The following is a 13,223-nucleotide window of genomic DNA, read 5'->3' as shown; positions in this document are numbered from 1 at the left end:
TTCCGGACGCTCCAAGGACGCCAACATGATTAGCAAAGAAGGCCTTACCCACCACATCTCCGCGCAGTTCAACGCCGAGCTTGAGGAAGTGCGCAGCCACCTCCTGGCGATGGGCGGGCTGGTGGAGAAGCAAGTCAACGATGCGGTCACCGCGCTGATCGAGGCCGACTCGGGCCTGGCCCAGCAAGTGCGCGAGATCGATGACCAGATCAACCAGATGGAACGCAATATCGACGAAGAATGCCTGCGCATTCTCGCCCGTCGCCAGCCGGCGGCTTCCGACCTGCGCTTGATCATCAGTATTTCCAAGTCGGTGATCGACCTTGAGCGTATCGGCGATGAATCCACCAAGATCGCCCGCCGCGCCATCCAACTGTGCGAAGAAGGCGAAGCGCCGCGCGGTTATGTGGAAGTGCGGCATATCGGTGACCAGGTGCGCAACATGGTGCGCGATGCCCTGGACGCGTTTGCCCGTTTCGACGCCGAACTGGCGTTGTCGGTGGCCCAGTACGACAAGATCATCGACCGTGAGTACAAGACCGCCCTGCGCGAGCTGGCCACCTACATGATGGAAGACCCGCGCTCTATCACGCGGGTCTTGAGCATTATCTGGGTGCTGCGTTCGCTGGAGCGGATCGGCGACCACGCGCGCAATATCTCGGAGTTGGTGATCTATCTGGTGCGTGGCACCGACGTGCGGCACATGGGCCTCAAGCGCATGAAAGCCGAAGTTGAAGGATCTACCGATCAAATCCCTAATGTTCCGGGCGAATCTGACGATAAGTAAGGTTGCCCGAGATATTAACGCCCGGCCTTTGGTCGGGCGTTTTCGTTTGTGGGCGCTGATTTTTTTGTGCGTGGGGTGAAAGAAAGTCCCAACACAACTACAGAGTTTTGGCAAAATGCCATCAGTCAGGCGTTCTGCGTGCCGCGTTTTTATAGGATAAAGGGTCGATGAGTAAAGTCAGTGTATTGGTGGTGGATGACGCCTCGTTTATTCGCGACCTGGTGAAGAAGTGCCTGCGCAATTACTTCCCCGGGATCAAGATTGAAGATGCGGTGAACGGCAAAAAGGCCCAGGCCATCCTGATGCGCGAAACCTTCGATCTGGTGTTGTGCGACTGGGAAATGCCCGAGATGTCCGGCCTGGAGCTGTTGACCTGGTGCCGCGAGCAACCGCAGCTCAAAGCCATGCCGTTCGTGATGGTGACCAGCCGCGGCGACAAAGAGAACGTGGTGCAGGCGATCCAGGCCGGGGTTTCCGGCTACGTCAGCAAACCGTTCACCAACGAACAGCTGTTGACCAAGGTCAAGCACGCTCTGCACAAGGTCGGGCGCCTCGACGCCCTGGTCGCCAGCGCACCGACCAAGATGAACTCAGCGTTCGGCAACGACTCCCTGAGCGCCCTGACCGGTGGCAAGCCCGAAGCGGTCAAGGTCGCTCCTGTCGCGGCGGCTGCACCGAGCAAAGGCCTGCTCAACAGCCCGCCCGTGAAGGCGGCTGCCGCCGCTGCGCCCGCCAGTGGTCGCGGGCAGGGTCAGTTGCGCCTGTCCAGCGGCACCCAGCAATGCGTGATCAAGGGCCTGAGCATCAAGGAAGCGTTGCTGGTGGTCCGTCGCGGTGAGGTCCTGCCTCAGGTACTGGAAAGCGCGGTGCTCGACCTTGAGCAAGGCGACAACGCCGAAGTCGCGCGCCTCAACGGCTACCTGCACGCCGTCGTCGCCTTCGAGCCCAAGCCCGACAGCGACTGGCTGCAACTGACTTTCCGCTTTATCGACCAGGATGCGCAGAAACTGGACTACATCTCGCGGCTGATCGCGCGGGGTACGGCGCAGAAGCATTTTGTGCCGGGTGCCTGATTCACAGAACGCCACCTGTCCCCTGTGGAAGGGGGCGTGCTCCCGATGGTCTTTCATTCAACATCTTCGTTGGCTGAACTACCGCAATCGCGAGCAAGCCCGCTCCTACATGTGAAGTTCGTTGTTTTCAGTATCGGGTAAATCTCACACGGTCTTGTCATCAAGCCTTGCTAGCCTGCCATTCAGTCCCCCCGGCAGGTTCGCGTCATGCTCATTCGCCTACTGCTGCTCTGCGTATTGGCCACGGTTGCCACGTCGACCCCGGCCATGACCCTCTACAAATCCACCGACGCCAATGGCGAGGTGTTTTTCAGCGACCGGCAAACCCCCGGTGCCCAGGCGTTTGTGATCCGGGAGCGGGAGGCCGTGCGCGTGCAACGGCCGGTGCTCGACCGGCCAAGGCCCGGTTATCCCCAGCAGGCCTACCGCTACCCCTTGCCCTGGCGCGGCGGGCCGTTTCGCCTGAGCCAAGGCCCCAACGGCAGCTTCAGCCATACCGACGCCAAAAGCCGCTACGCCATGGACATTGCCATGCCCGAAGGCACGCCGATCATTGCGGCGCGCAGCGGCAGGGTGGTGAAGATCGAGAATGACCAGGCCGGGCGCGGCAACGATGCGTCAGGGAATTTCGTGCGGGTGCTGCACGATGACGGCACCCAGGGCGTGTACCTGCACCTCAAGCAAGGTTCGGTCAGCGTCAGGCCGGGGCAGCGGGTGGCGGTGGGCAGTGCGCTGGGGTTGTCGGGCAACACCGGCAACAGCAGCGGGCCGCACCTGCACTTTGTGGTGCAGCAGCGGACCGAGGCGGGGCTGGTATCGATCCCGTATGAGTTCAACCAGCCCGTGGGGGTATTGCCCAATTTTGCCTTGGGCAATTGACGGTCAGTCCAGCAGCAGGACCTTGGCCAGCACGATTTTCGGCCCTTTCATCTTCTTGATGATGATCCGCAGGCCTTCAACCTCGAGAACTTCTTCCTCTTCCGGCACCCGCTTGAGGGTGTCGTAGACCAGCCCGGCCAGGGTTTCCGCTTCGATGTGGTCGAGGTCGACGCCAAGCAGGCGTTCCACCTTGAACAGCGGCGTATCGCCGCGTACCAGCAGTTTGCCCGGCTGGTAGGCGAGGATGCCGCGCTCGGCCTTGCGGTGTTCGTCCTGGATATCGCCCACCAGCACTTCGAGCACGTCTTCCATGGTCAGGTAGCCGATGACCTTGCCGTCGGCCTCTTCCACCAGGGCGAAGTGCGCGCCGCCTTTGCGGAACTGCTCCAGCAACTGCGACAGCGGCATGTGCCGCGACACGCGCTCCAGTGGGCGGGTCAGTTCGGCCAGGTTGAACGACTCGGGGAGATGGTCCAGGTTCGCCAGTTCCAGCAGCAGGTCCTTGATGTGCAGCAGGCCGACAAACTCGTTGCGCTGCGCGTCATACACCGGGTAACGGCTGAATTTGTGGCGACGGAACAGCGCGAGGATTTCCTTGAGCGGAGCGTTGAAGTCCAGGGTCACCAGGTCTTCCCGCGAGTTGGCCCAGTCGACCACTTCCAGTTCGCCCATTTCCACGGCTGAGGCCAAGACGCGCATGCCTTGGTCGCTGGGGTCCTGGCCACGGCTGGAGTGCAGGATCAGCTTGAGTTCTTCGCGGCTGTACTGGTGCTCATGGTGCGGGCCGGGTTCGCCTTGCCCAGCGATCCGCAGGATGGCATTGGCGCTGGCGTTGAGCAGGTAGATTGCCGGGTACATGGCCCAGTAGAACAGGTACAGCGGCACGGCCGTCCACAGCGACAGCAGTTCCGGCTTGCGAATGGCCCAGGACTTGGGCGCCAGTTCACCGACCACGATGTGCAGGTAGGAAATCAGGAAGAAGGCGGAAAAGAACGACACGCCTTTGATCACTTCCGGCGACTCGACGCCAGCGGCGCCCAGCAGCGGCTCGAGGATATGCGCAAACGCCGGCTCGCCGACCCAGCCCAGGCCCAGGGAGGCGAGGGTGATACCCAGCTGGCAGGCCGACAGGTAGGCGTCGAGCTGGCGGTGGACGGTGCGCAGGATCTGCCCGCGCCAACCGTTGGTGTGGGCGATGGCCTCGACCCGCGTGGAGCGCAGTTTGACCATGGCAAACTCCGCCGCAACGAAGAACGCGTTGAGCAGTACCAGGATCAGTGCAAAAAGAATCATGCCGAAATCGGCGAAGAGTGTGGCGAGGGTGATACCTGGGGAAGGGTCCATGATGGGGTTTTGCGGGTTCCGTATGTTCAATAGGGGTGACAGGAGCGCCTGAAAGGCGGACACAAGTCGGCCAATGTAGCGGCTGGCGCGGCGCTTGCCTAGTGGTTGCTGCCTGGTGGAGCCAGGAATACCTGCTTTGGAACAATGCAATTCCAAATGTGGGAGGGGGCTTGCTCCCACATTTAGCGTTGTATTGTGTCCGGGCTATTCATCATTCACGACCATCCGCGAACGGGTTACCTGGGGCGGCGGAAAATGGCAGGTAAAGGTGCTGCCGTGGCCGAGCACACTGCTGATTTCCAGGCGTGCGCGGTGGCGCAGCAGCACGTGCTTGACGATCGCCAGGCCCAGCCCGGTGCCGCCGGTGTTGGAGTTGCGGCTGGAGTCGACGCGGTAGAAGCGCTCGGTCAGGCGCGGCAGGTGCTTGGCGTCGATGCCGATGCCGGAGTCTTGCACGCTCAGGTGCGCGCCCTGGGCGTCGGCCCACCAGCGGATGCGGATATTGCCCTTGTCCGGTGTGTACTTCACGGCGTTGAACACCAGGTTGGAAAACGCGCTGCGCAATTCGCCTTCGCTGCCTTTGAGCAGTACCGACGGGTCGGCTTCCAGGGTGATCTGTTGCCCGCGTTGGCCGGAGAGGGCCTGGGCGTCGTTCTTGATGGTCTGCAACAGGCTTTGCACTGCCACCGGGTGGTTATCCGACGGGTAATCGGTCGCCTCCAGCTTGGCCAGCAACAGCAGGTCATTGAGCAGGGTTTGCATGCGCGAGCCTTGCTGCTGCATCTGCTGCAGGGCGCGGCTCCAGCGCGGGTTGATCTCGTCGACGTTGTCCAGCAGCGTCTCCAGGTAGCCGCAGATCACCGTCAACGGGGTGCGCAGCTCGTGGGAGACGTTGGCAACGAAGTCCTTGCGCATCTGTTCCAACTGGTGGATGCGGGTTACGTCGCGCACCAGCATCAAGTGTTCGTTGTTGCCGTAGCGCGTCAGGTACAGCTGGATGCGTACGCGGTCGTTGGTGGGCGAGGGAATTTCCAGGGCTTCTTCGTAGTTTTCCTGCTCGAAGTATTCCTTGAAGCGCGGGTGGCGGACCAGGTTGGTCACCGGTTGGCCGCTGTCCTGGGGCGTCTTGAGGCCCAGCAGGGTCTCGGCGGCGCGGTTCCACCATTCGAGGTTGCCGTCGCTGTCGAGCATGATCACTGCGTCTTTCAGCGCGGCGGTGGACTCCTGCACCCGGTCGATCACCGCTTGCAGGCGCCCGCGTACCCGTTGGTCGCGGCGTTGCAGGTGATAGATGCTGTCGAACACCTCGCCCCACAGGCCGTAGCCGTCGGGTGGTGCTTCATCGGGTTTGTGTTGGCGCAGCCATTCATGCAGGCGCAGCAATTGCTTGAGGGTCCAGCCCAGATACAGACCAATGCCGACGGCCAGGCTCCAGCCGTATTGGCCGCTGATCAGGCCTACCAGCAAGCAGCCGGTGATCAACAGCAGCAGGTGGCGGATCAGCGTGCCATGCCAGTTTTGGTTCACTTGAACATGCGTCCTTGTCAGCTGTTAAGTCAGGCTCTTGCGTTCAGAAACCGGCTGGCTCAGCCCTTGGTGGAAAACCGATAGCCGGTGCCGCGCACGGTTTGTACCAGATTCTCGTAGGCATCGCCCAGGGCTTTGCGCAGGCGACGGATATGCACGTCCACGGTGCGCTCTTCCACGTACACATTGCCGCCCCACACTTGGTCCAGCAACTGGCCGCGGGTGTAGGCGCGTTCCTGGTGGGTCATGAAGAACTGCAGCAGACGGTATTCGGTCGGGCCCATCTCGGCGGGCTTGCCATCGATGGTCACGCGGTGGCTGATCGGGTCCAGCAACAGGCCGCCGACTTCGATCGGTGCTTCGCCATCGGTCGGGCCGGCGCGGCGCAGTACGGCTTTCAGGCGTGCGACCAGTTCCCGTGGGGAAAACGGCTTGGTGATGTAGTCATCGGCGCCGACTTCCAGGCCCTGGATCTTGTTGTCTTCTTCGCCCTTGGCCGTGAGCATGATGATCGGGATGTCGCCGGTCAGCTCGTCACGCTTGAGGCGCCGCGCCAGTTCGATGCCGGAGGTGCCGGGCAGCATCCAGTCGAGCAGAATCAGGTCCGGTTTGCGGTCGACGATAATGGCATGGGCCTGCTGCGAGTTCTCCGCTTCCAGGCAGTCATAGCCGGCCATTTCCAACGCGACGGCGATCATCTCGCGAATGGGCGCTTCGTCGTCGACGATCAGAATGCTCCTGCCAACCATGCCTAAAATCCTCTTGTCATTTAACTGTCTTGCGCCGCATTAGATAACGGAATTATTGCAGTCGTGTGACAGTAATTTAGCTGCTCGCGCAATTCCCGCCTGCGTGGACTACGCTTTGGGTCCGAATCCTGACAACCACAAAAGGAAGGTTCCGATGACTTACAGTACTTTTTCCTGGAAGGCCCTGCTGGTCACGGCGGCGTTGACGCTGCCGACCCTGGCATTCGCGGCGGACCCCGCGACGACCAAAGACGGGATACTGGTCGATCACAACGGCATGACGCTCTATACCTTCGCCAAGGACGCCAATGGCAAATCCATGTGCAACGATAAGTGCGCCGCCAACTGGCCGCCATTGACGGCGGCGTCCACCGACAAGCCCATGGGCAAATGGACCGTGATCACCCGTGACGACCAGAAGAGTCAGTGGGCCTACAGCGGCAAGCCGCTCTACACCTTCGTCATGGACAAGAAGGCCGGCGACATGACCGGTGAAGGCAAGATGGACGGGGCCTGGAAAGTCGCCAAGCCTTAGTTGGGCCCTCGCGATGAGGGGCCTGGCCCCTCATCGAAACCCGTAATCCGCGACAATCCCGACAAAGATCGCCAACCCGGCCCAGTGGTTGTGCAAAAACGCCTTGAAGCACTTCATCCGGTCCCTGTCCCGGGTGTACCAGAATTCCCAGGCAAAACAGCCCGCCGCCGCCAGCAACCCCAGGTGGAACCAGCCGCCCAGCTCGAACCGCGCGCCGGCCAGCAACAGGCACGCCAGCGCCAGGCCTTGCAGGGTCAGAATGATCGCCCGGTCGGCGTCGCCAAACAGGATGGCGGTGGATTTCACGCCGATCTTCAAATCGTCGTCGCGGTCGGTCATGGCGTAATAGGTGTCGTAGCCCACCGTCCACAGCACATTGGCGATGTACAGCAGCCACGCGGCGGCAGGCAGGTTGCCGGTTTCGGCGGTGAACGCCATCGGCATGCCCCAGGAAAACGCCGCGCCCAGCACCACTTGCGGGTAATAGGTGTAGCGCTTCATGAACGGATAGCTCGCCGCCAGCGCCAGGCCGCCGAGGGACAGCAGGATGGTCGTCGCGTTGGTCAGCAGCACCAGCAGGAAGCTGATGCCCATCAGCAGCGCGAAAAACACCAGCGCCTCTTTCGAGCTGATCTTGCCGCTGACCAGTGGGCGTTGCTCGGTGCGCTTCACGTGGCCGTCGACCTTGCGGTCGGCCCAGTCGTTGATCACGCAACCGCCGGCGCGAGTGAGCACCACGCCGAGCACGAAAATCAGGATATTGATCAAGGACGGCGAGCCCTTGCCGGCGATCCACAGCGCCCACAGCGTCGGCCACAGCAGCAGGTAGATGCCGATGGGTTTGTCCATGCGCGTCAACTGAATGAAATCCCAGGCCCTGGGGTTCAGACGGTTCAAGGATTTGAGCAGGCGTTGATACATCAGCGGTTCTCCGGGTGGTCATGCACCGCGTGCCACAGGCTCGGCAGGAAGATTTCGGCGACCAGCACGCTCAGCGCCCCGCGATCGAACCGCGAGCGGCGCGCCCACAGCCCGTCGAGCTGATCCGCGGGGGGCAGCCATGGGCGCGGGTAATGGCAGACCTCGATCGCCCGGCGCGTGAAGGCGCGGTCGCAGAACAGCAGCTCGCCCAGGGAGCGGCTCCCCAGCTCGTCCATATGCAACCCGTCGCCTTGCAACGCACTGCGCGACGCCACGCTGCGGGCAAACACCCACGGCTGGTCATGCCCGCGCAAATACACCTCGCGCACCCAACCGATGCTGGCCTGGGGCAGGTCAAGCGCCGCGCACTCATCGTCGCGCAACGGCTGCCAGCCTTCGCACAGCGGCGTCACGCTGAAACTGTCGCTGGACAGCCCCGTCAGGCGCCGCGTCAGCGAGCCCTCGTCGAACAGCCAGTCAAGGGTCAACGGCGCGGGCAGGGGGCTCAGAAGGCTCTGGGTCAGCCATTGGCAAGCATCGGGAAGGGCGATTGAGTGCGGCACGGTGCGTCAATATTGGCAGCAAAAGAGGCGGCGAGCTTACCATGGCGTCCGGCTCTTTTGCCGGGCTGAACCGGTGCCTTGTGTCGATCGTACTTGCATCTGCAGGCCCCGATCAGTACAAAACGCGCTGAGCCGCACGGCAACGCGGGATCTATCGACCGTCGGCCAACCTGCCTGGACCCTGAGGAAGCAAGTAAATGAAGAAGTGGCAATGCATAGTCTGCGGCCTGATCTATGACGAGAAAGACGGCTGGCCGGACGACGGAATCGCTCCGGGTACCCTGTGGGAGGACGTTCCGGAAGACTGGCTGTGCCCGGACTGCGGCGTGGGCAAAGTGGATTTCGAAATGATTGAAATCGCGTAATCGCGAATTTAAGAAACGTACTACAAGGAGAAAGGAATGAACGCACCTGTCGTGATCATCGGCACAGGGCTCGCCGGTTACAACGTGGCCCGCGAGTTTCGCAAGCTCGACAGCGATACCCCGTTGTTGCTGATCACCGCGGATGATGGGCGCTCCTACTCCAAGCCCATGCTCTCCACCGGCTTTGCCAAGAACAAGGAAGCCGATGGCCTGAGCATGGCTGAACCCGGTGCCATGGCCGAGCAACTCAAGGCCGAGGTACGCACTCATACCCGTATCACCGGTATTGACCCGGGCCACAAGCGCTTGTGGATCGGCGAAGAAGCGGTGACTTACCGCGACCTGGTCCTGGCCTGGGGCGCGGAAACCGTGCGCGTGCCGGTCGAAGGCGACGCCGCGGAGCTGATTTTCCCGATCAACGATCTTGAAGACTACGCCCGCTTTCGCGCGGCAGCCGTCGGTAAACGCCGCGTGCTGCTGCTTGGCGCCGGCCTGATCGGCTGCGAATTCGCCAACGACCTGATCCTCGGCGGCTACGAAATCGACCTGGTGGCACCGTGCGAGCAAGTCATGCCGACCCTGCTGCACCCAGCGGCGGCCGCAGCGGTACAAGCCGGGCTGGAAGGCCTTGGGGCGCGCTTCCACCTGGGCCCGGTGCTCAACCGCCTGCAACGCAGCGCCGAAGGTCTGGAAGCGCACCTGTCGGACGGTGAAGTGATCCAGTGCGACCTGGTGGTCTCGGCCATCGGCCTGCGCCCGCGTGTCGACCTGGCCGCGGCTGCCGGCTTGCAGGTCAACCGTGGGATCGTGGTCGACCGCCACCTCAAGACCTCCCACGCCAACATCTATGCCCTGGGCGACTGCGCCGAGGTCGATGGCCTGAACCTGCTGTACGTCATGCCGCTGATGAGCTGCGCCCGCGCCTTGGCCCAGACGCTGGCGGGCAACGCCACGGCCGTCAGCTACGGGCCGATGCCGGTCACCGTGAAAACCCCGGTCTGCCCGCTGGTGGTTTCGCCACCGCCACGGGGCACCGAAGGCGTATGGAGCGTCGAAGGGCAGGGCGCCGACATCAAGGCCCTGTGCCGCGATGCCAGCGGCCGCCTGCTGGGCTACGCGCTGACCGGCAGCGCCGTGATGGAAAAACTGGCGTTGAACAAAGAACTTCCGCCGCTGCTGGCGTAAATACCGGTCGTTCTGTCGGAATAACCCTATTTTTCACCCTAGAAAGGTCGCCACGAGACTGGCGCGGCGTCCGAGGGCATGCCATCCTCACTCCCGTCTGCCGCAGAGTAGAGCCTGCGGCGCCTTGGGCGCTGCTCCATTAGAGAGCAGCACGGACATAACAACAAAAAACCGTCAAAGAGGCTTCACTTATGCGTAAACCAGAACTCGCAGCCGCCATCGCTGAAAAAGCGGACCTCACCAAAGAACAGGCGAATCGCGTCCTCAACGCCGTTCTCGAAGAAATCACCGGCGCCCTGCACCGCAAGGACAGCGTCACCCTGGTTGGCTTCGGCACCTTCCTGCAACGCCACCGCGGCGCCCGCACCGGCAAAAACCCGCAAACCGGTGAGCCTGTGAAAATCAAGGCCAGCAATACCGTTGCGTTCAAGCCGGGCAAGTCGCTCAAAGACAGCGTCAACCCGTAATAGCGGTATCGTCTCGAAGGGGGCGGGGAGGTAGAAAAAGTGGGCACGCCGACTGGGTCGGGTGCCCATTTTTTGTGCGTGTGGAAAAGCAATCGAGGCGCAAGGAGGGGGCTCACGGCTTATACAGTTATTAATATTAGCGGGGCAGAGTTTTTTATTGTTTGTAAAGGACGATTACTTACGCACTGGAACTTAATGGGTACGAGGCGCCACCTATTAGTCGAGATTGCAGGGACGCGCTCAAGACTATTTTAAAGAGGTGTCTCAATGAAACTCACTGATCTAACTTATATTCCTCCAATTACTCCATCACCTCAGCCAACTGTGCCAGGAAACTCAGTTCCGTTGACGTCGGGTAATGGGCAGCAAACGGCTGACTCCTCGAAGATTGTATATGGTTCGAATGCGGGTAACGGAGGGGGTATTGAATATCCCACGGCGAGTAATGAGAAAATAGGTGCTTCTGAGTTAAGTGGCGCTACTAAGGCTGGCGGAGGACGCAGGGGGGGAGGGTCAAGTGGACATGGAGGTTCCGGAAGTGGATCGAATCCAGGATCGAATCCAGGTTCGAATCCAGGATCGAATCCAGGTTCGAATCCTCTGCCAAATGGGCAAGGAGGTCCGAATCCTCAGGCAAATGGATCAGGGGGCTCCAATCCTCGGTCAAATAAACAAGGAGGCTCCCATCCTCTGCCAAACCCCAAAGCCGCGTCACCTGGTATTAAGGATTCTTTAAAGACCACGCAAAATATTAACGATCTACACGATAAAAATGGGTTCCCGCCGCTCTCTTCTGAACTGGCGTCCAGCGCGCGCAACTCACTTATCAGTGGGGGGGTAAATTTACTGGTGAATATCCCCTTGAATGTGGGAGAACATTTGGCTTCCAAAGCCATCATCGATAGAATCGAAGCGCAAGCTGCAATGCCAGGCGCGGCAAAAAAGAACGCGGACGGCACGACCACGACCGTAGACCCGGCTGCAACAGAAAAGCAAAAAATAGACGCTCGCCTCGAAGACAGTGAAATAAAAACAGAGTTGATGGTCAACCAGATCCTTTCCATTAACGAAGGATCTGAGGCTAATGCGGTTAGTAAAAAATCGGATGCACCAAAAGACACAGCCGGGCGCTTGACCAATCAAGAAAAAACCATGGATGGCATAGAAGCCCAGTTGCAAGACCTGGGTACACGATACGACCTTGTTTATAAGCCGTATGAAGCGCCGAAGTCGTCGGATGCACCGACTGACAAGTCTCGTATGGATGCGATTGAACTGCGCCACAAGCACATGAACAGAATGATTAAAAGATTGATAACGCTTGTAGAATCGGATGTAACGTAGTTTTGATAAACTCTTGATTCAAGAGTGGAGAGTGGCGGATTTGTTTAGGCAAGTCCGCCCTTTAACTTTGAAGTGTTTTTCATACTGTGCAACTGAACCGCCATGTGGGTACGTAGCCTCATAGGCAGACTTTCTGACAAGCTGCATTGTTGTATCGCCGGATTTTGCGTCGAAGTCATCAACCTGGTGCCAGGTATAGTGTTTCTTGGCGCTTCTAGGAATACCTGGTTCTTTGTAGGCTTGAGTAAAGTCGCGCGATTTAGAGCCTTGCATCTTGATCGTCACGATATTTCTGTGTGAGCCTTTTATCGGATACAGGTCACTGCTGCCAGTAAAGTCCACCCCTGCATACGCCCAGCCCCATGGATCGGCCCATCCAATTGGGTTTGGCGCGTATTGGTAAAGATTGAGGCCACCTTCCAACCCAATCGGATCCGGCGTAGTAAACCACCCCACATCCGGATCATAAAACCTAAACGTATTGAAATGCAGCCCCGTCTCCCGGTCCAGATACTGCCCCTGAAACCGCAAATTCTGCTCTTCAATGTAATAAGGCTCGCGCACCTCTATCTAGCGTGTTACCCAATATCTGATATGTTACCTGCCAGGCCCTGTGTCTGGGGTCAACTTCCCAGCACCGCGCTTCACTTCAAATATATGTGGTTTGCCGTGGCTGTCTTTGGCAACAAACGGAAAATTTCCGCTGCTGCGCCTCCAATTCAAAAGTCTCATCGTAGATCTGGCGACGTGCGATTTTAATTGAGCCAATAGGATGGGTTCCTGCCATATATCAATATAGAACCTTGCTGTTAGTCCTGGGTTTATTAAACGGGGTATTTATTTGATCTGTGATTTTAAATAAGTTTGCCTCATGTGATATAGTTGAAGTTCGTCGATGTTTATTCCGGATTCTTAAGTTTGTCCGGAGGCAATTTTCGCACTTCCTTACGTATAGCGTTATAAATGCTATCGATTGGCTCCGACATCTGGATTTTTAATGCATCAAAGACCTCTTTTACACCTTTTTCGTGGTACTCAAGGTATTTTTCATAGCCTGTAGGGTCTTTGTTGATAGGTTGGCTGGGCATTCTCAAGGAGTAGCTCACTGCTTTATTTCTCTTAGATACCTCAGGGCCTGTAACATTTAGGTCCAGTAGCCCAGACACGCTTGAGTCCCTCAGGCTCAGCCAATAATTGTCACCATATTTTTTATCGAACACTTCGGTGTTTATTATCTGGCGTTCGAGTTGTTCTCGAATAATTCGGCTAACATGGTGCGATACATAAAAAGCAGCAGCGGGATCTGGGAAAAGTCCGCTTATGGCGATAGGGTATGGGTTGCGCATTATTTATCCTCTCTTATTTGCCACATAGCGATTTAGGGCCTTTATAGCTCTTTTTGTTTCCTTCAGGAATCAGTCCGCCAGTTTTTTGTAATGTGCATCCAATTTGGCAGTTTCGATGGTCTTGGCCGCCTGGGTCGT

Annotated in this window: 14 protein-coding genes and 2 pseudogenes; 8 read left to right on the top strand and 8 right to left on the bottom strand. The window is 59.1% G+C overall.

From position 1 onward, the window contains the following. Positions 1-25 precede the first annotated feature (25 nt). The 3 genes from phoU to JN756_RS31570 all read left to right on the top strand — a co-directional run bounded on the left by phoU (position 26) and on the right by JN756_RS31570 (position 2,739). Entirely contained in the window at positions 26-787 is a 762-nt protein-coding gene (gene phoU / locus JN756_RS31580) for a phosphate signaling complex protein PhoU (protein ID WP_017850000.1), read from the top strand. 167 nt (positions 788-954) lie between these two features. After that, entirely contained in the window at positions 955-1,860 is a 906-nt protein-coding gene (locus tag JN756_RS31575) for a response regulator (RefSeq protein ID WP_046381620.1), read from the top strand. A 207-nt stretch (positions 1,861-2,067) separates the two neighbouring features. Then, complete coding sequence (locus JN756_RS31570; RefSeq protein WP_079444950.1) at positions 2,068-2,739, top strand: M23 family metallopeptidase; 672 nt, start codon at positions 2,068-2,070, stop codon at positions 2,737-2,739. Positions 2,740-2,742: 3 nt separating this feature from the next. Here the strand turns inward: JN756_RS31570 and JN756_RS31565 are convergent, their stop codons facing one another. From JN756_RS31565 to phoB, 3 genes are all read right to left on the bottom strand, one after another. After that, entirely contained in the window at positions 2,743-4,083 is a 1,341-nt protein-coding gene (locus JN756_RS31565) for a hemolysin family protein (protein ID WP_046381622.1), read from the bottom strand. A 204-nt stretch (positions 4,084-4,287) separates the two neighbouring features. Next, a complete protein-coding gene (gene phoR, locus JN756_RS31560; protein ID WP_017849996.1) occupies positions 4,288-5,610 on the bottom strand; it encodes a phosphate regulon sensor histidine kinase PhoR in 1,323 nt (440 codons plus the stop codon). A gap of 59 nt (positions 5,611-5,669) precedes the next feature. Then, entirely contained in the window at positions 5,670-6,359 is a 690-nt protein-coding gene (gene phoB, locus JN756_RS31555) for a phosphate regulon transcriptional regulator PhoB (RefSeq protein ID WP_003176964.1), read from the bottom strand. A gap of 154 nt (positions 6,360-6,513) precedes the next feature. Here phoB and JN756_RS31550 point away from each other — a divergent pair, with 154 nt between their 5' ends. Further along, positions 6,514-6,894 carry a COG4315 family predicted lipoprotein gene (locus tag JN756_RS31550; RefSeq protein WP_046381623.1) on the top strand — a complete coding sequence of 127 codons (381 nt, stop codon included), beginning with the start codon at positions 6,514-6,516 and terminating at the stop codon, positions 6,892-6,894. A 30-nt stretch (positions 6,895-6,924) separates the two neighbouring features. On the opposite strand, the gene ubiA is transcribed toward JN756_RS31550, so the two are convergent. Beyond that, on the bottom strand, positions 6,925-7,815 hold the full coding sequence (ubiA, locus tag JN756_RS31545; protein WP_046485965.1) for a 4-hydroxybenzoate octaprenyltransferase: 891 nt from the start codon (positions 7,813-7,815) through the stop codon (positions 6,925-6,927). After that, positions 7,815-8,378: a chorismate lyase gene (locus tag JN756_RS31540; protein ID WP_108525831.1), complete on the bottom strand. Its 564-nt coding sequence runs from the start codon at positions 8,376-8,378 to the stop codon at positions 7,815-7,817. The genes ubiA and JN756_RS31540 overlap by 1 nt, the downstream gene beginning before the upstream one ends. Positions 8,379-8,575: 197 nt before the next feature. On the opposite strand from JN756_RS31540, the gene JN756_RS31535 reads away from it, so the two are divergent. From JN756_RS31535 to JN756_RS31520, 4 genes are all read left to right on the top strand, one after another. Further along, complete coding sequence (locus JN756_RS31535; RefSeq protein WP_046381624.1) at positions 8,576-8,743, top strand: rubredoxin; 168 nt, start codon at positions 8,576-8,578, stop codon at positions 8,741-8,743. A gap of 36 nt (positions 8,744-8,779) precedes the next feature. Then, positions 8,780-9,928 carry an NAD(P)/FAD-dependent oxidoreductase gene (locus tag JN756_RS31530; protein ID WP_017849991.1) on the top strand — a complete coding sequence of 383 codons (1,149 nt, stop codon included), beginning with the start codon at positions 8,780-8,782 and terminating at the stop codon, positions 9,926-9,928. A 191-nt stretch (positions 9,929-10,119) separates the two neighbouring features. After that, on the top strand, positions 10,120-10,395 hold the full coding sequence (locus JN756_RS31525; protein ID WP_003213368.1) for an HU family DNA-binding protein: 276 nt from the start codon (positions 10,120-10,122) through the stop codon (positions 10,393-10,395). Positions 10,396-10,662: 267 nt separating this feature from the next. Beyond that, positions 10,663-11,739 carry a hypothetical protein gene (locus JN756_RS31520; protein ID WP_236255066.1) on the top strand — a complete coding sequence of 359 codons (1,077 nt, stop codon included), beginning with the start codon at positions 10,663-10,665 and terminating at the stop codon, positions 11,737-11,739. Between the two features lie 18 nt (positions 11,740-11,757). Here JN756_RS31520 and JN756_RS32530 read toward each other — a convergent pair. From JN756_RS32530 to JN756_RS31510, 3 genes and pseudogenes are all read right to left on the bottom strand, one after another. Next, positions 11,758-11,931, bottom strand: a pseudogene (locus tag JN756_RS32530) (HNH endonuclease); the annotation flags it as partial. 159 nt (positions 11,932-12,090) lie between these two features. After that, positions 12,091-12,355: pseudogene (locus JN756_RS32525) on the bottom strand (RHS repeat-associated core domain-containing protein); the annotation flags it as partial. Between the two features lie 283 nt (positions 12,356-12,638). Further along, positions 12,639-13,085 (bottom strand): hypothetical protein, encoded by a 447-nt coding sequence (locus tag JN756_RS31510; RefSeq protein ID WP_177029755.1) that lies wholly within the window; start codon positions 13,083-13,085, stop codon positions 12,639-12,641. Between the last annotated feature and the right edge of the window lie 138 nt (positions 13,086-13,223).

Source organism: Pseudomonas sp. Y39-6, assembly GCF_023651955.1.
In the GTDB taxonomy this organism is placed as follows: Bacteria; Pseudomonadota; Gammaproteobacteria; order Pseudomonadales; family Pseudomonadaceae; genus Aquipseudomonas; species Aquipseudomonas veronii.
The sequence above is the reverse complement of the archived record's forward strand: the minus strand, read 5'-3'. Positions and strand labels throughout refer to the sequence as shown.